The organism is Undibacterium sp. Tian12W, assembly GCF_049339405.1.
Lineage (GTDB): Bacteria > Pseudomonadota > Gammaproteobacteria > Burkholderiales > Burkholderiaceae_D > Undibacterium.
Window position 1 is genome coordinate 168,684 of record NZ_JBMPPK010000002.1, and the last position, 19,719, is coordinate 188,402.

The 19,719-nt window shown below is 51.3% G+C and carries 12 protein-coding genes and 16 tRNA genes; 22 read left to right on the forward strand and 6 right to left on the reverse strand.

Features of this window, described 5'->3' with window-relative positions:
• Nucleotides 1–44 precede the first annotated feature (44 nt).
• A complete protein-coding gene (locus ACO0LI_RS02795) occupies nucleotides 45–2,222 on the reverse strand; it encodes a carbohydrate-binding module family 20 domain-containing protein (RefSeq protein WP_423030690.1) in 2,178 nt (725 codons plus the stop codon).
• Between the two features lie 747 nt (nucleotides 2,223–2,969).
• On the opposite strand from ACO0LI_RS02795, the gene ACO0LI_RS02800 reads away from it, so the two are divergent.
• The 19 genes from ACO0LI_RS02800 to ACO0LI_RS02890 all read left to right on the forward strand — a co-directional run bounded on the left by ACO0LI_RS02800 (nucleotide 2,970) and on the right by ACO0LI_RS02890 (nucleotide 7,569).
• The gene (locus ACO0LI_RS02800; protein ID WP_422952434.1) at nucleotides 2,970–3,233 is read left to right on the forward strand and encodes a hypothetical protein; all 264 of its coding nucleotides are present in this window, start codon (nucleotides 2,970–2,972) and stop codon (nucleotides 3,231–3,233) included.
• 294 nt (nucleotides 3,234–3,527) lie between these two features.
• A tRNA-Gly gene (locus ACO0LI_RS02805) sits at nucleotides 3,528–3,601 on the forward strand.
• Between the two features lie 52 nt (nucleotides 3,602–3,653).
• A tRNA-Glu gene (locus ACO0LI_RS02810) sits at nucleotides 3,654–3,728 on the forward strand.
• Between the two features lie 16 nt (nucleotides 3,729–3,744).
• Nucleotides 3,745–3,830: transfer RNA gene (locus ACO0LI_RS02815), tRNA-Tyr, on the forward strand.
• 144 nt (nucleotides 3,831–3,974) lie between these two features.
• A tRNA-Ala gene (locus ACO0LI_RS02820) sits at nucleotides 3,975–4,050 on the forward strand.
• 78 nt (nucleotides 4,051–4,128) lie between these two features.
• A tRNA-Lys gene (locus ACO0LI_RS02825) sits at nucleotides 4,129–4,202 on the forward strand.
• An 86-nt stretch (nucleotides 4,203–4,288) separates the two neighbouring features.
• Nucleotides 4,289–4,364, forward strand: a tRNA-Asn gene (locus ACO0LI_RS02830).
• A gap of 4 nt (nucleotides 4,365–4,368) precedes the next feature.
• Nucleotides 4,369–4,443 (forward strand) — tRNA-Ile (locus ACO0LI_RS02835).
• Between the two features lie 10 nt (nucleotides 4,444–4,453).
• Nucleotides 4,454–4,530: transfer RNA gene (locus tag ACO0LI_RS02840), tRNA-Ile, on the forward strand.
• 41 nt (nucleotides 4,531–4,571) lie between these two features.
• Nucleotides 4,572–4,647 (forward strand) — tRNA-Trp (locus ACO0LI_RS02845).
• Nucleotides 4,648–4,658: 11 nt separating this feature from the next.
• Nucleotides 4,659–4,734: transfer RNA gene (locus tag ACO0LI_RS02850), tRNA-Arg, on the forward strand.
• Between the two features lie 78 nt (nucleotides 4,735–4,812).
• A tRNA-Ser gene (locus tag ACO0LI_RS02855) sits at nucleotides 4,813–4,901 on the forward strand.
• Between the two features lie 6 nt (nucleotides 4,902–4,907).
• Nucleotides 4,908–4,984: transfer RNA gene (locus ACO0LI_RS02860), tRNA-Thr, on the forward strand.
• A gap of 5 nt (nucleotides 4,985–4,989) precedes the next feature.
• Nucleotides 4,990–5,064 (forward strand) — tRNA-Asp (locus ACO0LI_RS02865).
• 5 nt (nucleotides 5,065–5,069) lie between these two features.
• Nucleotides 5,070–5,155 (forward strand) — tRNA-Ser (locus ACO0LI_RS02870).
• Nucleotides 5,156–5,164: 9 nt separating this feature from the next.
• A tRNA-Arg gene (locus tag ACO0LI_RS02875) sits at nucleotides 5,165–5,240 on the forward strand.
• Nucleotides 5,241–5,314: 74 nt separating this feature from the next.
• Nucleotides 5,315–5,390: transfer RNA gene (locus ACO0LI_RS02880), tRNA-Met, on the forward strand.
• Between the two features lie 87 nt (nucleotides 5,391–5,477).
• Nucleotides 5,478–6,506, forward strand: a complete 1,029-nt coding sequence (locus ACO0LI_RS02885; RefSeq protein WP_423030692.1) for an RNA ligase (ATP) — start codon at nucleotides 5,478–5,480, stop codon at nucleotides 6,504–6,506.
• Nucleotides 6,507–6,513: 7 nt separating this feature from the next.
• The gene (locus ACO0LI_RS02890) at nucleotides 6,514–7,569 is read left to right on the forward strand and encodes a hypothetical protein (protein WP_423030694.1); all 1,056 of its coding nucleotides are present in this window, start codon (nucleotides 6,514–6,516) and stop codon (nucleotides 7,567–7,569) included.
• Between the two features lie 27 nt (nucleotides 7,570–7,596).
• On the opposite strand, the gene ACO0LI_RS02895 is transcribed toward ACO0LI_RS02890, so the two are convergent.
• Nucleotides 7,597–8,958: a hypothetical protein gene (locus ACO0LI_RS02895; protein ID WP_423030696.1), complete on the reverse strand. Its 1,362-nt coding sequence runs from the start codon at nucleotides 8,956–8,958 to the stop codon at nucleotides 7,597–7,599.
• A 139-nt stretch (nucleotides 8,959–9,097) separates the two neighbouring features.
• Between ACO0LI_RS02895 and ACO0LI_RS02900 the strand changes: the two genes are divergently transcribed.
• The 3 genes from ACO0LI_RS02900 to ACO0LI_RS02910 all read left to right on the forward strand — a co-directional run bounded on the left by ACO0LI_RS02900 (nucleotide 9,098) and on the right by ACO0LI_RS02910 (nucleotide 12,752).
• A complete protein-coding gene (locus tag ACO0LI_RS02900; protein WP_423030698.1) occupies nucleotides 9,098–9,916 on the forward strand; it encodes a nucleotidyltransferase domain-containing protein in 819 nt (272 codons plus the stop codon).
• Between the two features lie 205 nt (nucleotides 9,917–10,121).
• Nucleotides 10,122–11,135 (forward strand): LLM class flavin-dependent oxidoreductase, encoded by a 1,014-nt coding sequence (locus ACO0LI_RS02905; RefSeq protein ID WP_423030700.1) that lies wholly within the window; start codon nucleotides 10,122–10,124, stop codon nucleotides 11,133–11,135.
• 96 nt (nucleotides 11,136–11,231) lie between these two features.
• Nucleotides 11,232–12,752, forward strand: a complete 1,521-nt coding sequence (locus tag ACO0LI_RS02910) for a S41 family peptidase (protein WP_423030702.1) — start codon at nucleotides 11,232–11,234, stop codon at nucleotides 12,750–12,752.
• A gap of 279 nt (nucleotides 12,753–13,031) precedes the next feature.
• On the opposite strand, the gene ACO0LI_RS02915 is transcribed toward ACO0LI_RS02910, so the two are convergent.
• The 4 genes from ACO0LI_RS02915 to ACO0LI_RS02930 all read right to left on the reverse strand — a co-directional run bounded on the left by ACO0LI_RS02915 (nucleotide 13,032) and on the right by ACO0LI_RS02930 (nucleotide 19,628).
• Nucleotides 13,032–16,271, reverse strand: a complete 3,240-nt coding sequence (locus ACO0LI_RS02915) for an efflux RND transporter permease subunit (RefSeq protein ID WP_423030704.1) — start codon at nucleotides 16,269–16,271, stop codon at nucleotides 13,032–13,034.
• Between the two features lie 2 nt (nucleotides 16,272–16,273).
• Nucleotides 16,274–17,470 carry an efflux RND transporter periplasmic adaptor subunit gene (locus ACO0LI_RS02920; RefSeq protein WP_422952442.1) on the reverse strand — a complete coding sequence of 399 codons (1,197 nt, stop codon included), beginning with the start codon at nucleotides 17,468–17,470 and terminating at the stop codon, nucleotides 16,274–16,276.
• Nucleotides 17,471–17,667: 197 nt separating this feature from the next.
• Entirely contained in the window at nucleotides 17,668–18,465 is a 798-nt protein-coding gene (locus ACO0LI_RS02925) for a LytR/AlgR family response regulator transcription factor (protein ID WP_423030706.1), read from the reverse strand.
• Complete coding sequence (locus ACO0LI_RS02930) at nucleotides 18,462–19,628, reverse strand: sensor histidine kinase (protein WP_423030708.1); 1,167 nt, start codon at nucleotides 19,626–19,628, stop codon at nucleotides 18,462–18,464. Before ACO0LI_RS02930 ends, ACO0LI_RS02925 begins: the two co-directional genes overlap by 4 nt.
• Nucleotides 19,629–19,719 lie beyond the last annotated feature (91 nt).

A 19,719-nucleotide genomic window follows, 5' to 3' on the forward strand; every position in this document is an offset into this window, starting at 1 on the left:
GTCCAAGTGCTTTTCTGCCGGACGAAATTACTACCTGATATAGCTTACTGACGAAAAGTGCTGGCCGGTACAGTCACTGACGCGCTGCCGCATGCAGGTACATTAATCACACGGTTTGCCCCCACTTCCCATGCCAGAGGTTTGACGCCCTGGGTCAGGTATTTGTATTCATAAGTCGTACTGGCATTCAGGTTGCGCGACACTGTCCACAAAGGCCAGAGATTGCCAGACAATTTTGTGGCGCTTGCGGTATTCCAGTTCCCCAGTTCTGCCCCGCTGCCGGTGAGGTATACGTCCTGCCCGACCACGGTAGTGTTATTGGTCACCTGGAAATTCACCTGCACCTGACAAGCACCCGCCAGCGTTTTTGCACTGGCCGCAATGCTGCTGGCTGACACATTATTGGCATTATCGACCGCTGCGACAGTATAGCTATACGTGGTGGCTGGCGACAAACCGCTGTCAGCGAAGCTGGCGCTGGCGCTGAACACGGGGCTGCCGCCATTGCGTGCAATGTTATAGCCCTTGACGCCGCTACCACCGGCATTGTCGGTAGCAGTATTCCAGCTCAGGTTGATGCTGCTACTGCTGGTGGCAATTGCAGCCAGGCCAGTTGGTACCGAGGGTGCGGTCGTGTCATTCGATGCGCCACCGAGTTTCTGGTTGATGTGCAAAGCTACCGCCGGCACCGTGCTGCCACCATTTGCGGGTATGCTGAGAGTGACCATGCCATTCGTCGCGACCACCACCGCATCTGCCGTACACGCGGTTTTGCCAGCGTTGGCGACACCATGCACGACATTGCAGTAGGTGCCGGCAGGTAGCAAGGTCTGGAAGCTCTGGTTCCATGCGCTGAACTCATTATTGATGGCGACAAAGCCTTTGCTGCCACGGTTAAAGGCGATCTGGTTGGCGCTGCCGCTGGTAAAATTATCGACACCCTGGCCCGATGTTACCGCACGAAAAGCCACTATATTGGCGATGTCAGCCCAGCGATGGATGAAATCCCATTGCTGGTTGATCAGTGGATTGCCATTCGCATCAAAGGGACTGGCTGCCGGGGCATCAGCATTGGTGTCCGTGAAGATAAAACCGGAATGCACTTGCGCCTCACCATAAGGCCAGGCCAGCATAAAGATATTCGCCAGGTCATAGCGTTTGCTGCCCTGCGTATCATTGGCCGCACCACTGCGGTTACTGGCGTTCATGGAATCACCATTGCGCTCAGTATCCCAGTTATTGATAAACACGGTGGCCTTGCTGCTGTCTGTGAAAAAGCCCCAGGTACCACCCCAGTTACCGGGCGTGCCCATGATGCTGCGCATTTGCGAAATGCTGGCACCATTGAGGTTACGGAAAGTTTCTTTCATCGCCGTTGCATACTTGAATTCATTGATGGTGCCTATGCTCAGGTAAGAATTGCGATCTACCGTGCCATCGGTAATGATTTCTTGCGTGATCCATAAAGGCTCGCCAGCAGTGGTGGTATGCGTCACACCATTCACGATGGTTTGCAAATCACTCTGGCGTATATGCTTGGCTGCATCAAAACGAAAGCCATCTATGCCCATGCCTATCAGGCTGCTCAGATAATTCCTGATCTGCCCTTGCACATAGCTGGCGCCGGTATCCAGATCGGGCAAACCGACCAGGCGGCACTGCGTGACGGCATTGCGGTTATTACTGTAATCACTGCCCTGGATATCACAGGCCGGATGAAAATCAGCAGTGCTGAAACGTGGGTAACTGCTGGCAGCTACCCAGTTTGCACCAGCGGTAGATGTGCCACTGCCTGCTGCCAGGTGATTGACGACGATATCCGCATACACACGCACGCCTGCAGCGTGACAGGTATTGATCATGGCCTGCAGTTCGGCCCCCGAGCCCATCTTGCTGGTCAGATTGGTGTAATCGACAGGCTGGTAAATATCCCACCAGTTACTGCCACGATTGGCTGAACTGGGTGGTGATATCTGCACACCACCATAGCCTTGCGGGCCGAGGAAATTGCTGCATTCTTTGGCGATATCGGTCCACTTCCAGTGAAACATCTGCACCGAAGTGTCACGCGGATTAAAGGCGTGAGCAGGCGCACTTGCTGCCGCCATAGTCATGCCTGCCACACCACAAAAAAATGCTTTTTGTAATGCGCCCCTTATACCGTCCTTGATACCGCCTCTGCTATCGCATTTACTACTTTTTTTGCTTATATTTTGATTCATATTGTCCCCTCACTATTTGCCTTGGCAAACTCAAACCCTGAGGATTTGAACTGCCCCCAATTTCATGCAGCTTGATTCATGCCTTGCTTCAATGGCCCCAAACTCACCGCCCGTCTTGCCTGACGGCACCATTGATGGCAAGCCAAGGTGAAAATCCACCTCAGCTGCAAGGCTTACTTACCTCTGCGGCAATTGATTTGCCACATGAGATTTTGATAAGCTTAAAAATTGTGCAGTAGTTTTAATACAAAAACTATCAATATATAAATATATTCATGCTGTTATGCAGCAAGGATTTAGCATAAAAATTTGAAATTCATTCTTGAATTTGCTGAAATCAAGTGTATTTCCGGTTGTTGGCACACAACAATGCATATTAAGTAATTTGACTACATTATTTTTGTAGTTGAGTGCTTTATGCAAATATAGGTGTCTGGCAGCACGCATCTATAGATGAGGTCGAAAAACTCTGTTCAAAACATTTTGCGAAAATCAGACGCATCAAAATCACCGTACCGAATGATGGCCAGGGCGATCAATGGGATGCGATTTAGGCCAGTTTTTCATAGTACGGCGAGGGCCAGCAAGCGCTTTTGCAGATATGGAGCAAGAAGCCTTACATTTGCATCAGTCGCACAAAAACATCGATAATTTGAATAAATTCTTCATGCCATGCTTGTTTTTTAAAAAAAGCTGTGGCAAGATACGTACATCAACCAAGCAACACCACACTATTTAGGAATGATCGTGAAAACAACTTTGACACAACAACTGATACAAAACTTGCGCAAGACAGCGCGGGCTTTGGCGTCGGTTGCCAAAGTTGGCAGTGCAGCAGGCGGCACATGGAGTACCTATGAAGCCTCGTATCGTACGAATACAGATACACGCACAACTAAAGATACAGATAGTGAGATGTTCAATGATGTCAGCCCAATTAATTTTGCGGCCACATGGTTTAGCAACACAAGCATTCGAGGGGAAACCCTGAAGGTCACAGGCGGCAGTTAAAGCCACCCAAGACCCTAGCGCTGAAAAGCCCGGATGCCCTGAAAAGCTCCGGGCTTTTTGATTTTTTGGTGTCGTTTTTTATTTTTAGATTTTTGGTTTGCTTGCAATATTCAAGACAAACCACAGCAGTTAAACCCGCCAAGGCGGTCGTGACCGGACAACACCGGATCATGGAGGCTCTTTAAAAATTTGGGAAGTTCAAACAGTTTTATCCCAAGGGCAGGAACGTCTGCTTTTGGGGTAAGGCTGAATACAAAAACTCGTTTCATCATTGAAGATGAAACACGTTTATATGCGGGTGTAGCTCAAAGGTAGAGCTGAAGCCTTCCAAGCTTACGGTAAGAGTTCGATTCTCTTCTCCCGCTCCATCATGAAAGTGACTTTATAAGTACTTGCTATTGCCGAGGTTTTTTTCATGATGTCTTTGTCGTCTAATGGTGAGGACAGCTGACTTTCTATCAGCGAATGGCGGTTCGATTCCGCTCAGAGACTCCAGTATCAACAGTTTTAAGGATGGTTACCCGACCGGTAAGGGATGCGACTGTAAATCGCACGAGCGCCCGCTCATAGGTGGTTCGATTCCATCACCATCCACCATTTTTTTGTGTCTCAAGCTAACCAGGTGAAAGCGCCGTTTTGAAGAATCGGAGAGCGTGGATCGTTACCACGGGGACGCACCATTTTATTCGCAGTAAATAACATGGCATTTTCAATGCCACGTGCAATTGCCTTACAGATTACGGGGGTGTAGCTCAGTTGGAAGAGCGCCTGCTTTGCATGCAGTATGTCGTCGGTTCAATTCCGTCCACCTCCACCATTTTTTTCATTTCAATAACAGGAGTAAATCATGAAGGGAAAGACCAGGCATCGTCAGATGCCACACTTAATCATCTCACGGGATGTAGCTCAAAGGTAGAGCATCCGGCTTTTAACCGGACGGCGAGAGTTCGATTCTCTCTATCCCGACCAGCAAGAATACCGATTAAAGCGTAGTCGTTTTAACCGATGTTTTTGAACGTATTTCTTCAACAGCGAGAGCTGTATTTCAGTTTAATTCCCCGATAACTCAGCTGGCAGAGCGATGCACTGTTAATGCATCTGTCCCTGGTTCGAATCCAGGTCGAGGAGCCATAACGTCCCTTTAGCTCAGTGGGAGAGCAACCGGCTCATAACCGGTGGGTCGCTGGTTCAAAACCAGCAAGGGGCACCATTTTATCTTTACTTGCATAGCTCAATTGGTCAGAGCGTTGCCTTGATAAGGCAGAGGCTGATGGTTCAGCTCCATCTGCAAGTACCAGTTTTTATATGCATTTCATCAGCATGAAATGCATAGCCATTATCTCAGTAGCTCAATTGGCAGAGTCGCGGTCTCCAAAACCGAAGGTTGCAGGTTCAAGTCCTGCCTGGGATGCCAAACATCTTTTTCTCGCCTTAGCTCAGTTGGAAGAGCGCAACAATACGAATGTTGAGGCCGCAGGTTCGACCCCTGCAGGCGGGTCCAGTTTTACCGTGTGATCATGTGATCCTCACTACCTCACCAGTGGGATGTGCAGACGCACATGCGCGGTATTTTTTTGAAGGAAGATTCGCATAATGGTATTGCACCGGGTTGCTAACCCGGCGGGCTTGCAAGAGCCTATGTGCGTTCGAGTCGCACATCTTCCGCCAGTTTTTGCCGGTTTAGCTCAGTTTGGTAGAGCAACTGATTTGTAATCAGTGGGTCGCGGGTTCGAGTCCTGCAGCCGGCACCAGTTTTGCCCTATTAACTCAATGGTAGAGTGTTCGCCTGTCTAGCGAAATGCCAGCGGTTCGATTCCGCTATAGGGCGCCATCTATGGAAGCGTGGCAGAGTGGTAATGCAACTGTCTTGAAAACAGTAGGCCTGCAAGGGTCCGTGAGTTCGAATCTCACCGCTTCCTCCACATCAATATGCGTCAGTAGCTCAAAGGATAGAGCCCCGGTCTTCTACACCGATTGTTGCAGGTTCAAGTCCTGCCTGACGCACCATCTTTGATCGCCACATACAGACCCGTTTCGGCCTTGCCGATTCGTGGCGATCATTTCTCTATCCCTTGACCATACGAGATTTAGCTCAGTTGGCAGAGCATTCGCTTCATATGCGAGCGGTCGCTGGTTCAAATCCAGCAATCTCGACCACTATTCCCTGTTTTCATCTCCCCACTTAATTCCATTCGCTTACAATTGCCGTCATTCAAAAACACATAAAAATAAAAAGGAATCTCTATGAGAAAATTAGTCACTATCAGAACCGTCAGCAATATCAGGCCCATCCCTGATGCAGATGCCATAGAATGCGCGAGCGTGGATGGCTGGTCTGTGGTCGTCAAGAAAAATGAATTCCAGGTTGGCGATGCCTGTGTCTATTTTGAGATCGATTCCTTCCTGCCTTTGAGCGATGCACGTTTTGTTTTTCTTGAAAAAAACAAAATCATCTGGAATGAAAAAAACGGAATCAGGCTGCGCACGATTAAACTGCGTGGCCAGATTTCACAGGGCATGATACTGCCGCTGAATCAGTTTCCAGAATTGATTGAACTTACCGATGACGGCAACGCAGATTTTAGCCAGGTACTGGGTATAGAAAAATGGGAACCTGTCATTCCAGCCTCACTGTCTGGTGAAGTGGAAGGCGCTTTTCCTGAATACATACGCAAGACGGATCAAGAGCGCATACAAAACCTGACTGAAATTTTGAGTACTCAGGCACAGGAAGAATTTGAAGTCACCATCAAGCTCGATGGTTCCAGCATGACGGTCTTTCACAATGCAGGTGTTTCTGGTGTGTGCGGCAGAAACTGGTGGATCAGGGAATCTGAAGTCAATAGTCTGTGGCGCGTGGCAAAGCAAAATCAAATGCTGACTGCACTGACTACCTATGGCCGCAATCTGGCACTGCAAGGTGAGATCATCGGTGAAGGCATACAGGGTAATCCTGAAAAGATGCGCGGCCAGGATTTTTATCTGTTCGATATTTTTGATATTGATGCCAGTAGATATCTGGGCAGGGCAGAACGTCAGGAGGTACTGGCCGGACTGCGTGCCCTGGGTGCTATTGTGCATGAGGTACCGTGGCTGGAAAACATGACATTGGAACGCTTTGGCGGCGATGTGAGTAAAGTGCTTGATTATGCTGAGGGCGGTTCACTGAATCCGGCGACAGCCAGGGAAGGTGTAGTCTTCAAGCGTCTTGATGGCAGCATGTCATTCAAGGCGATTTCAAACACATATTTGTTGAAACACGGAGACAGGTAGGAAGATCATGGGTGGAAATGCATTAAAAGCTGAGTCAGTTCGTTTGCCTGCTGCACGCTATCGCGAAGTGGAACATGAGGCTGTGACTACACTACAGCGGCATTTTCCACTTCGCCGTATCGAGGCAATCATCGCTTATGCTGACAAGGCAGACTTTGGTGATCTCGATATCCTGATCGAAGCTGGTGATGACTACGATGCAGCGCAATTTGCTACAGCATTGCAGGCGACCGAAATCGTCTTGAATGGTGACGTCACCAGCATAGGCCTGGCGGTAGCAGAAGGTGTGTTCCAGCTTGATCTGATCAGGACAGAATCTGCCTCATTTGATTTTGCTTCACGCTATTTTGGCTACAATGATTTTGGCAATCTGATAGGTCGCATAGCACATAAATTTGGTGCCAAGTTTGGTCATCTGGGCTTGCTGTATCCATTACGGGCACCAGATGACAAAGATCATTTGCTCGCAGAATTGTGCATCACCAGGGACTTTAGTGAAGCACTGAAGCTGCTCGGATATGATGCCCCGCTGTATGAAAGCATGCGTGTGAGCAGGCAATTCAAAAACCTGCAAGATATCTTTCGCTATATTGTGTCTTCACCCTATGTCAATCGCGAGATTTATCTGCTGGATAACCGTAACCACAAGGCCAGGATACGTGACGCCAAGCGCGCGACTTATAACTCCTTTTTGTTGTGGCTGGATGAGCAGGATGAAATCACACTGCCAGACTACCCATGGGCAGTAGCAGGCACGGCTGCGCGTGATGAGCAAAAACAGGAATTTCTGGAAGCGACTTTTTTGCGCTTTCCTGACTTCAAGCAGGCTTATGATCAGGCGCTGGTAAAGTACGCCCGCAAGAAACAATTGAAACAACAATTCAATGGTGAGCTTGCGGCTGACATCACCGGTCTGTCTGGCAAACGGCTAGGCGAGTTAATGGCGCAAGTGCGTCATTCATTTATTGATGAAACCAGTTTTGAAAACTTCTTTCTTGAAGCTGACTTTGAGGTTGTCAAAGCCAGGTTTTTAAAGGAAGCGGCATTACTCCTGCCGTCATGAACTTCCCAAATAAGGCTGCCTGCGCAATCAGGGAGTAACCAGACCATCCATGCGGATTACTTCAAAACTGCTGCCTTTGACACTGCCCAGTTCTGACAACAGTTTATCGTTATTCCAGCGTGCATCAGGTGCGCCGCTGATGTACCAGTTAGAGCCATTGTCGGCCACCAGCATGCCATAGGTTTTCATGGCTTGCAGTATGGCTTTGCTCTCATTTGAAAAATTCGCAGGTATCTGATAACTGGCTTTCAGGCGCACGCGCATGCCCATGGGTGGCAGGGTATTGCTGGTGTTTGATGAAGCATAGTGAGTCGCTGGTGGCACATAGGCGCGACGGGTGCGGCTGACGGTGAAGCGGAAGGCGTGGCGTATAACGCCGCTGGCAGCTTCTTCGTAGCGCACCAGACCGGGGAAGATGGGCAGGCCTGCGGCATCGGCACTGGTCCAGCCTGGCCTGCCGCCGGGTCTGACTGTATTGGATGTCAGGTCGAATATCGCACCTCCACTGACTTTCCAGCTACCGCCTGCTTGTGGATAGGCATTGCCAACTTCATACAGCCGATTCGCATCGCGGTCTATGATCAGCACATGGCGGTCACCATCAAAGCTGCTGCCGTTGGCTTTTTGCCCTTCTATCGGTGCATTGGCTGGCAGGGGATAAGGGCCAGGTTCGCTCTCATCGCCATAATCCGTAAATTGCACGCTGACTTTGGGCTGGCTGCTTGCGACGACGACATAAGATATGCCTATCGGTGAGCCGTCATACAGGCCAGCGCCAAAATCAGGATGCAGGCCTGTACCCAGACCTATGCTGCTGATCAGTACGTCGGAAGCAGGATCGACAGGCGCGGCCGAGATATCCGTATTCCAGGCATTATTGGCAGGGAAGGGCAGGCTGCCATTCAGATTGGCGCCGGCACCGAGGTCAGCCTTGCGCAAATCGCCATACACTGCATTGCCTGCCGTGTTACCTGTACCTGCGCTGTTCACAGTCACTGTGACCGTAGCGCTGGTATTGCATGTAGTACTGCAGGCAGAATTACTGGCTGTCAGTGTATAAGTCGTGGTCGTAGCCGGATTGACTGCAAGGCTGTTGCCAGTAAGCGTAGTACCATTCAGCGTCAGACTGGTGGCACCAGTGACTGTCCAGCTCAGTTGCGTACTTGACCCGGCATTGATGCTGGCAGGATTGGCGCTGAAGCTATTGATCACTGGCGCAGTGGCAGTTGTGGTTCCTGTTGTGCCGCCAGTATTGGTGCCACCAGTACCCGTTGTGCCTGAGCCAGTCGTGCCCGTATTGGCAGGTGCAGAACCGCCTCCACCGCCGCAAGCAACCAGGGTCAGTATTAATGCGAGGGCAGACAGTTTTGGCAGGGAATTTGGGTACATGACTTTATTCTTGGCATACGGCAGGGGAAAATCAGACTAGTCTTGAAATTCTGAGCCGACAATACGAATTGCATTTCCTTACAAATTGCCAGACTGAAAACATGTATCATTTTTTGCAAAACCATTCTCAAAGATCATCATGACCACGACTACCCTGCCACTGGAAGAACAAGAACATCCTATAGACCCGGCGATACGTGCAGAGATCAATGCGACCCTGCAACGCATAGAACAGACGCATGATGTCAAAATCTTGTTTGCCTGCGAATCAGGCAGCCGTGGCTGGGGCTTTGCATCACCAGACAGTGATTATGATGTGCGCTTTATCTATGCAAACAAGCTCGATTGGTATCTGACTGTCTTCCCAGGTCGCGATGTCATCGAATTGCCTGTCAATGAAATCTATGATGTCAGCGGCTGGGATGTGCGCAAGGCGCTGGGCTTACTGCGTAATGGTAATGCGACCTTGATAGAGTGGCTGTCTTCACCGGTAGTGTATGCCGCTGATCCGGGTTTCCTGCAAGCCTTGCAGGCAGCAGCAAGAGAAGTGCACAGGCCGGAAAGGGCTTACTATCATTACCTGCACATGGCCAGCAAAAACTACCGCGAGCATTTGCAAGGTGAAATGGTCAAGCTGAAAAAATACCTGTATGTCTTGCGTCCCTTGCTGGCTTGTCTGTGGATAGAACGAGACCTGGGTCCTGTGCCCATGCGTTTTCAGGACATGGTGGATGCGACAATTGAAGACCAGGAATTGCTGGCAGCCATCGCTGAATTGCTCGTCATCAAACGTCGCGCCAAGGAATCAGAATTATCTGTTCCCATGCCTGTCATCAACCGTTTTATTGAAAGCCAACTGGAAAGGCTGGACAGTGTCAGGACCAGCAGCACTGGTGATATGGATTTTTCTGTGCTTGACCGTCTGTTGCTGGAGACGGTGATGAAAAAGACTGGATAAATTTGTAGGGTGCGCCGTGCGCACCGTTGTCCTTGCCATAAAAAAAGCGGTGCGCACGGCGCACCCTACCAGACGCAGACCGGCGTAACATAACTGGCACAAGCAGTTCAATTAATTTTGCAACAATCGTAAGAAAATTGAGCCTGTCAACAGAGAATCGCAATTTCACCCATAATGGTTTTCTCTCCATTTGAAATTGCAGGCTATGTCTTCTCCATATCCCTTATCCATACTTGATCTGTCACCGATTGCTGAAGGCAGTGATGCTGCGCAATCCTTCCGCAATTCCCTCAGCCTGGCGCAACATGGCGAAAGCTGGGGTTATCAGCGTTACTGGCTGGCAGAACACCACGGCATGCCTGGCATTGCCAGTGCTGCCACTTCAGTACTGATAGGCCATATCGCTGGCGGCACCAAAAGCATACGCGTGGGGGCTGGTGGCATCATGCTGCCAAATCATTCACCACTCGTCATCGCGGAACAATTTGGCACGCTGGAATCACTTTACCCTGGCCGCATAGACCTGGGTCTGGGACGTGCACCTGGCTCAGACCAGCGCACTGCGCGTGCCTTGCGTCGCAATCTCTCCAGCGATGCCGATGAGTTCCCGCAGGATGTGGCTGAACTGATGGATTATCTCAGTGAAGATTCACAGCAGGCGGTGCGTGCAGTACCGGGGCATGGTTTGAAAGTACCTATCTGGATTCTGGGTTCCAGCCTGTTTGGTGCACAACTGGCGGCAGCCATGGGCTTGCCGTATGCGTTTGCCTCACATTTTGCGCCCCAGCAAATGATGCAGGCGATAGAAATTTACCGTGCCACCTTCCGCCCATCGGCGCAATTGGACAAACCATACGTCATGCTGGGCTTTAATGTGTTTGCGGCTGATACGGATGATGAAGCCTATTACCTGGCCAGCTCTGCCCAGCAGGCATTTATCAATTTGCGTAGTGGCCGTCCGGCAAAGCTGCCTTTGCCTGTGCATGGCTTCCTGCAAAAAATCGGCCCGCAGGAGCATGCCTTGCTGGAGCAGGTTTTGTCCTGTTCTGCACTAGGCGCGCCGGATACCGTTGCTGAAAAAATGCAGACCTTCATCAACTACACTGGCGCAGATGAATTGATGATCACGGCGCAAATTCACAATCATGCTGCGCGTCTGCATTCTTATGAGATTGCTGCACAGGCAGGTTTGCGTATTAAACCTGCAGTCAAGATTTGATATGGCATGGCTGTAAAGCGGCGCGAGTGTTCCAAAAATTTCCAGAGTTCTTTACTTGTCCTGAGCTACACTTGAGTTTTGTTGACAAAAAAGAACATGAAAAATATCTCGCATCGCTTTACTCTCACAGCTATTGCAGCACTGTTCATGGCTGCCAGCTTGAATGGTGTCGCTCAGACACAAAGCAATTTGCCTGCAACACCAGCCGCCTGGACTGAGGCATTCAAAAAAGACCTGGACCTGGCTTATCAGGAAACCCTGGAAAACCATCCGGGTTCGCATGATCCCCGCAATCCGGATTTTCGCAAGAACCTTGATCTGGCACGTAGCAATGCAATGGCTCTGGCTGACAGAGTAAAAGATGCGGCAGGCTACGAGGCAGCTTTCAATCGCTTCAATGTCAGCCTGCATGATGGGCATGCAGGTGCACAGGCAACGTTGCCTCCTTCTCTGGCGCCACGCATACGCTGGCCGGGTTTCATCACAGTCTGGCGTGGTGATGCGCTGTATGTCTATGCATCAGAAACCGATCAGCCTGCCGTTGGGTCCAGACTAGTCAGTTGCGATGGCAAGCCAGTTAAAGACCTCATCATGGAAAACGTTTTTTCCTTCAAGGGCCGCAGTGATGAAGCAGGTCACTGGTGGTATTTTGCCAGGCAGTTCATGATCGATTATGGCAATCCCTTTATCCAGATGCCTAAACAATGTGTATTCAGCCATCAGAACAAGACGCTGACACAGTCGCTGGCCTGGCAGCCAGTCAATGATAATTTCGAGAGCTGGCGCGCACGTTCATATAATGGGGAGTCATTGCCCACTGGTTTGACCGAGCCCAGAAAGAATCTCTTATGGGTCGCGATGCCCAGCTTTCAACCGAATCAGGCTGAACGCGAAACCCTCAATAAAATGACGCAGGAGATCACTGAACACCGTGACCGTGCATTGCATGCCGATGCCATCGTGATTGACTTGCGCGAAAACCAGGGCGGATCTTCCGAGTGGAGTAAAAAATTTGCCGAAGCATTATGGGGTAAGAATAGAGTGACTAAGCTGATGCAGGCTTATTCCCCGAATACGGATGTCTGGTGGCGCGCATCCAGGGATAACACTGCGTATATGCAAAATCTGATAACGCAATTCAACAGCGAACACAGGGCAGACAGTGCAGCCTGGGCACAAGCGAATGCCAGCGGTATGCAGGCGGCGCTTGACAAGGGTGAGCTCTTTTATGTGCAATCTTCCAGCGTGACTAAAGATGCTGCAAAGACTGGCAACAAGGCTTTGCCAGAAGATACTTCCAGTCTCAAAACCCCGGTCTATGTCATTGTTCCCGGCCAGTGTGCCAGTGCCTGCCTCGATGCTCTGGATGTATTCACTCGCTTTGACAATACCAAACTCATAGGCGCGCCCAGCTCTGCGGATTCCACTTATATGGAAGTCCGTATCAAGCCACTGCCGTCAGGCCTGGCACGGGTCGTCATTCCCAACAAGGTGTATGTCAACCGGCCACGCGCTGCGGGACAGATTTATACACCTGCGATCACGGTGACTGACATAGCCTGGTCGATGAATGATTTCTTGAAAATTGTAGAAGCGGACCTGGTAAAAAGCAGATAAGTGCAGGCAGGATGATGAGCAACAAAAAACCCGCAGATTGCGGGTTTTTTTTGGGGTGTAATTTTAAAATAAAAAAAAGCCTGCGCACACCTCGTTGCGCAGGCTATTAAATTGCTGACCAGAGAACAATGATCTATCAGCAAGAGGGAAGCGTTACTACTTCAAAATTTTACTACTGCAAATTTTCACTACTGCAAATTTTTACCACTCCAAATTTTCACTACTACAATTCTTTACTGCTGCAATGCTTCACATTTTCAAATTTCACTGAGATGTGCCTCAGGCATTTTCTACCTTGATATCCATACCTGCATTTGCTTTACGGTTTCGACCAGTGACGAGAACAAAAAGTTTCATCAACATGCGATATATAAAGCGTACCAACAGCAAAGTGAATAATGCTTCCAGCATGGTCATGCAAAATCCCAGCAATGGGTTGCGCTCTTCCATGCGTCTGTGCATTTTTGCCATCATGCGGTCACGTGAAATTTCTATGCTGTCATAGAAGGTAGGCACGACCAGCAAAGTCAAGATCGTCGAAGTGATGGTGCCACCGATAATCGCGATCGCCAGCGGGCGGTAGAACTCACCACCTTCACCCAGGCCCAAGGCCACTGGCAACATACCTGCAATCAGCGCAAAGGTTGTCATCAGAATAGGGCGCAGACGCACACGGCCAGCATGCATCAATGCCTCTTCACGGTCATAGCCTTCGGCTTCCTGTTTGCGGGCCGCATCGAGCAAGAGAATCGCATTCTTTGCCACTAAGCCCATGAGCATGATGATGCCGATAAAGCTCATCAGGTTCAGGGTACTGCCGGTGACCAGCAAGGACAGTACGACACCTATCAGTGACAGCGGCAAGGACAACATGACGCCCAGCGGTGCCGTGAAGGAGCCGAACTGTATCACAAGTATCAGATACATCAAACCTATGCCAGACAAAAGAGCGATCAGCATGGCACCAAATACTTCTTGCTGATCCTGGCCAGAACCACCCAGTGACAGGCCATAACCAGGCGGGTAGTCAAAGGACTTGGCCAGCTTCATGGCGTCATCAATCACTTCACCATTCGAGCGGCCCTGCGCATTGGCAGATACGGTAATCGTGCGTTTGCCATTCGCATGTTCGATACCTGATGGCCCTTTGCCCATGGTGATGGTGGCGATCTGGTCGAGCGGTACCATCTGGCTGGTGCCTGATACAGCGATAGGCAGGCGTTCTATGTTTTCCTTGCTGACGCGGTCATCAGGATGCAGTCGTACGGCCACATCGCGGGTCTCACCAGTAGGATCTACCCAGTCGCCAACCTCGATACCGGCAAAGGCAACCCGCAAGGCCTGCGCTGCATCATTGGAAGAAATACCCATGGAATTGGCAAGGCCACGGTTCAGTTCTATCTTCAGTTCTTTTTTCGGATCCTGCTCAGACAAGCCGACATCAACTGCGCCTGGCACCTGGCGCAATTTATCCATGTAGGCACTGGTAATTTCCAGCAACTTGCGTGAATCGGGGCCGGTAAATTCTATCTGCACCGGTTTTTGTGCGCCATTGTTGAGGTCATCCAGCACCACGTATTCTGCGCCAACCAGGACACGTACTTTCTCGCGCAATTCGGCAGCAATTTCTTTGGCACCGCGTTTCCGTTCGGTACGTTTGCCGATATCGACATAGATGCGGCCACCGGCAGGCGTGATATTGCTATTGGTTTCTTTAGTCTCTGGCAAGGTACGTGCTATTTCTGCTGCCCTTTCCATTTTCAGGCGTGCATATTCCAGTGAAGATGAAGCAGGAGTGCGCACGGTGATCATCAGGTTGCCAGAGTCAGAGGCCGGCAGGAAACTGGTGCCACCCCATTTGACTTGTACAGCCAGCGCAGCCACCAGCGTCAACAGGGCAATCGCGCCCATGGAACGGCGGTGATGCAGGGCCCAGGCAATCACATTACCGTAACGGTCAGACTGATGATCAAACCAGTCATTGAAACGTGCCAGAACCTTGCTGATGCCTTTTTTCGGTGCAGTATGGTGGTCCGGTGGGTCACCCCAGTATGCCGACAACATAGGATCAAGCGTGAACGAAATACCCAGACTGACCAGCACCGAACAAGCCACAGTCAGGGCAAACGGGCGGAACCATTCACCGGGCATGCCAGGCATGAAGGCGACAGGAATAAATACCGCTATGATAGAAAACGTCGTTGCTGCTACGGCCAGGCCTATCTCTGCCGTACCTTCAAGTGCAGCAGTACGGCGGTCTGAACCATTTTGCATGTGACGCACAATATTTTCCCGCACCACAATTGCATCATCAATCAGCACACCAATCGCCAGTGACAGACCCAGCAAAGTCATGAAGTTCAGTGTAAAGCCACACAGCCAGACGGCGATGAAAGCAGCGATGACGGAAGTTGGCAAACTCAGGGCCGTGATCAGGGTAGAACGCCATGAATTCAAAAATGCATATACAACAAAGATGGTCAGCCCAGCGCCGAGCACCAGGGATTCGATAACGTTGTTCAGACTGCGTTGTGCATCCTTGCCACCATCACGGGTGATTTCCAACTTGGTACCCGGTTGTGTTTTCTCAAGTTCCTTGTTGATTTCTTCAACTTTATCATTGACAGCTTTTGCGACGCTGACGGTACTCGCATCACGTGCACGGGTCACAAAGATACCGACATTCGGTTTGCCACTGCGTATGCTAAGGCCATCCTTGTCAGCAAAACTGTCTTCTATGGTCGCTACCTGTGACAGGCGCACTACCTGGTCGCCAGTACGTTTAATGACGATGCCCTGGAATTCTTCTGGTGTTTCTATACGGCCTACCAGGCGTATGCTTTCTTCATCCAGCGTGCCGCGTATCTTGCCTACTGGCGCATTGGTATTCTGATTGCGCAGGGCATTGACGACTTCGCCGACGGAGACATTGAATTCACGCAATTTTTCTGCACGCAGGAGCACAGATAATTCACGCTTCAGCGAGCCACTGACTTCTACGGTTGCCACGCCATTGATACTGCGCAGTTTGTCGGCCAGCGTATCTTCAGCCAGGCGGGAAATTTCGGCGTGGCTCTGTTTATTGGATGACAAAGCCATATTGACGATAGGCTGTGAACCCGGGTCCCAGCGGCGTATCATGGGTTCGCGCATTTCTGTCGGCATCTTATAGCGCAGGCCAGAGATGACGTTACGGACTTCATCAGAAGCCTCGATCATGTTTTTCTTGAAGCTGAAACGCATGTCGAAGCGGCCATTGTTTTCTGATGCCGTGGCCCAGACTTCTTCGACACCGGCCACTGCTTGCAGGGATTTCTCGAGGCGGTTGATGACTTCGCGCTCTACCGTATCCGGCGAAGCGCCAGGATAGGCAATCACGACTGACAAGCCAGGTACTTCGACGTCAGGGTTCTGGTTCACCCTGAGCTTGCTGAGAGCCAGCAAACCCAAAGCCATGAGGGCGACGATCAGGACGATGGTCGCCGTCGGCTTTTTGATACTGAAGTCAGATAAGAACATGATTATTTCCCTTGTGCTGGGGTCGCGTCAGCCACTGCCACTTTGGCAGCAGCCAGCTCTATGTTCTGGCCATCCTTGAAACTGGAGCTGGGGCTGCGCATGACGACATCCCCTGCGGCAAGGCCGCTACGGACTTCATAATTGCCGGTGCGCTGGTCACGCTTTCCAATTTGCAGATCTACCTTGCTGAGCGTCTTGCCTGCCACTTTCCAGGCATAGGCCTTGTCGCCAGATTTGACGACGGCAGCTTCAGGCAACATCAGGGCACTGACGGTTGCTGCTTCTATATTGCCTTCGGCATACAGGCCAGACACGCTGGGTTGCTTGCTGTCGGCAAAGGCCACCAGCACTTCAACCTGACGGGTAACATCATTCGCTGCCGGATCAACGCGGGTGACCTTGCCACGGAACTCTTGCCCGGCATAGCCATTGATGCGGAAACCTACCGGCTGGCCAACCTTGACCATGGCAATCTTGTCGGTCGATACGCGACCAGCAAAGCGCATGCTGGTCGGGTCGATGACCTTGACCAGTTCCTTGCCTATGGCGGCAGTATCGCCAGCCGATACTTTGCGTTCGCTGACAACGCCATCAAATGGTGCGCGCACGACAGTGCGCTGCAATTGCTGGCGTGCCGTCACGGCGCGTGCTTTAGCAGCCGACAGCTCACTCTGGGCACTGTTACGGCGTACTTCTGCATCATCCAGTGCCTGCAGGGATGTCATGCCGGATGCACGCAGGGTTTTGAGCCTTTGCAGGGCGCGGTCTGACTGATCCAGCGCCAGGGCCGCATTACGGGATGCATCTTCTGCTGAATTGAGGTTATCGCGGATAGAGGTTTCATCAAGCTTGACCAGGATATCGCCACGCTTGACGACATCACCGTTTTCTTTCAATACCTGCAAAACAACCGCGCTCACCTCTGCACGCAGGTCAGCCTTGCGCTCTGGCTGTATTGAGCCTGTCACTACCGGGCCAGATGCCATCGCATTGCTCTGTACTGTCATCACGTCTTCCGGTGCAATGACGAGCTTGACGGGTGCTTTGTCTTTTTTGTCGTTTGCACCACCCTTGCCAGCCACGGCACTAGAGCTGGCACTTGCACTGGAGCTCGCGTCTGCTTTTTCTGCAGCTTTGTCTTTGCTGCAAGCTGCCAGCGCTGAGGCTATGGCAAGAACAAGTAGAGTTTTACGTAACATGATGGTCCCTGTCGCTATTAGTGTGGGGAAATTGGATGAGAGAGTATTCCCTGTAGTCCTGTCCAGTTCAATCGCCTTGGTTTTGAAGTGCACTTTTTTATGGATGAAATGCTGATTTGGCGTACTGAAATGCAAACAGACTTGCTTGAATTACAGGGAATCAGACCCAATAGGCGGGGATAAGTTCAGGAGCGTGCTCAAATTCGGGGCAGGGCGGGCTCCAGCATGAGCTGGCGCAGGGCATCAATATAATTCTTGCTGACGGCGACTTCGTCACCGCTACGCAATGTCAGTTGGTAGCCGCCGTTGCCCATTACCTGCAAATGGATGGGCTGGTCTGTCCTGACGATGACACCCCGGTGTACCCGGATGAACTGGCGGGGGTCGAGATATTCTTCCAGCTTGCTGAGCGCTACTCTGTGCAAGACTACACGCTGGCCCAGGTGCAGCTCTACATAATTACCTGCCGCCCCTATCCAGTGCACGTCAGCGAGCCGTATGCACTCCATCTCGCCCACCGACCTGACCGTGACTTGCTGCAGATATGTTGGCTCAGCAGCTTTATGCTGGCCGGCAACCAGGCAGGCTGCCAGAGCCTGAGCATACGCAGGCTGCTGTGTCAGGCTCAGCATTTGCCTGGCACGCTCCAGGGTTGTGGCAAATCTGTCCTGGCTGAAAGGCTTGAGCAGGTAATCCAGTGCATGCAGCTCAAAGGCATCTATCGCATGGACATTGTAAGCAGTCACAAAGATGATCAGTGGTGGTCTCGACTGCGCAGCCAGACTGCGGGCCAGTTCCAGCCCTGATTCCCTGGGCATTTGTATATCCAGGAACACCACATCGACCGTATTTTGCGCGAGAAAATCACGCGCTGCCGCCGCATTTTTAAGCACGGCCAACACCTGCCATTCAGCATATTTGCCCAGGGCATAACCCAGGGTGATGCGTGCATGCTCTTCATCATCGACAATGATGCTGCGGATAGCCATAGTCATGCCAGGTTGCCAGCAGTATTAACAGGCAGCCTGATCGTGACCTGGAAACGGCCTGCGTCTATCCCTGTCTGCAAGGATGCGGCATCACCATAGGCCAGTTGCAGCCGCGCCATGGTATTGCGCAAACCCAGGCCAACGCCGGGGTTGGCCGCAGCCTCAACATGTACGGGATTACTGATGCGTATCAGCAGATCACCTTCCCGGCATTCAAAACTGCACAAGATGTCACTGGCTTCTTCATGGCAATCCAGGTCATGCCTGAGTGCATTTTCTATCAGCGGCTGCAATAATAAGGGTGGACAATCACAGGCCAGTACCTGTTCATCCACCCCGACGATGGCGACATGCAGGCGTTCACCATAGCGCAGGGCCTGCAGGGCCAGGTAATCCTGCACAAAAGCCAGTTCTTCGGCAAACCTGACCCAGTTTTTATCGCCGGCAGCCAGTGCATAGCGCAAGAGTTCACTGAGACCCTGTATGCCACTCAGGGCAACATCCTTGTTGTCAGAAATCACCAGGGCACTGATCGCATTCAGGGCATTGAACATGAAATGCGGTTCCAACTGCGCCCGCAGCGCCAGGGATTTTTGCTGTTCCAGCTCCAGCCGCAGGGCCAGGGTATCTTCTCGCTCCTGCGCCCAGGCACGACCCCGTTCCTGGCTTTGCTGCCATATCTTGATGGCGACCACAGCAAAATATACGGCACTGATGGAAGATAAGCGCAACAGCGCCGCCAGCTTGTCGAAGACCTGCAACTCTGCCTGTATCTGCCCCCAGTTTATATCATGCGGGCCATCCAGGGTAAACAGCTTGCCTACATACATGAGCTGTCCCGGCAAGACCACCAGCAACAGCAGGCCATAGCCCATGGCGATATGCCGGGCGCTGCCATACAGCCATGGCCAGCGCCGGAAGCAATACATGAGGATATAACCGAGAACGGCCAATGCGATGGCGCTCCGGCCCCAGCTCTGAAAGATCAGCCAGAAATCGCCCTGATTTCCCTCGCGCAAATCATCATTGAGCGAAGTCAGTGCACCGATCATGCTCAGGGTGCTCCAGAGAATTATATTGAGCAGCAATACCTTCCCAGCCGCCTGCCAGTCCTGTGGCGCAGGCTGCGGCAATGGGCTTGAAGAAGTATGAGAACGGCTGGTATCCATACTTTGCAGTATAGCAGCGCAATCACACTGAAATTTTTGCTTGCCGGGTTTTCGTCACTGCAAGTATCAGTTTCATCACTCAGGACGGAAG

What these genes read in the sequence shown, in the direction of transcription:
- ACO0LI_RS02795 (WP_423030690.1), bottom strand. Translation starts at nt 2,222, where the DNA reads ATGAATCAAAATATAAGCAAAAAAAGTAGTAAATGCGATAGCAGAGGC.
- ACO0LI_RS02885 (WP_423030692.1), top strand. Translation starts at nt 5,478, where the DNA reads ATGAGAAAATTAGTCACTATCAGAACCGTCAGCAATATCAGGCCCATC.
- ACO0LI_RS02890 (WP_423030694.1), top strand. Translation starts at nt 6,514, where the DNA reads ATGGGTGGAAATGCATTAAAAGCTGAGTCAGTTCGTTTGCCTGCTGCA.
- ACO0LI_RS02895 (WP_423030696.1), bottom strand. Translation starts at nt 8,958, where the DNA reads ATGTACCCAAATTCCCTGCCAAAACTGTCTGCCCTCGCATTAATACTG.
- ACO0LI_RS02900 (WP_423030698.1), top strand. Translation starts at nt 9,098, where the DNA reads ATGACCACGACTACCCTGCCACTGGAAGAACAAGAACATCCTATAGAC.
- ACO0LI_RS02905 (WP_423030700.1), top strand. Translation starts at nt 10,122, where the DNA reads ATGTCTTCTCCATATCCCTTATCCATACTTGATCTGTCACCGATTGCT.
- ACO0LI_RS02910 (WP_423030702.1), top strand. Translation starts at nt 11,232, where the DNA reads ATGAAAAATATCTCGCATCGCTTTACTCTCACAGCTATTGCAGCACTG.
- ACO0LI_RS02915 (WP_423030704.1), bottom strand. Translation starts at nt 16,271, where the DNA reads ATGTTCTTATCTGACTTCAGTATCAAAAAGCCGACGGCGACCATCGTC.
- ACO0LI_RS02920 (WP_422952442.1), bottom strand. Translation starts at nt 17,470, where the DNA reads ATGTTACGTAAAACTCTACTTGTTCTTGCCATAGCCTCAGCGCTGGCA.
- ACO0LI_RS02925 (WP_423030706.1), bottom strand. Translation starts at nt 18,465, where the DNA reads ATGACTATGGCTATCCGCAGCATCATTGTCGATGATGAAGAGCATGCA.
- ACO0LI_RS02930 (WP_423030708.1), bottom strand. Translation starts at nt 19,628, where the DNA reads ATGGATACCAGCCGTTCTCATACTTCTTCAAGCCCATTGCCGCAGCCT.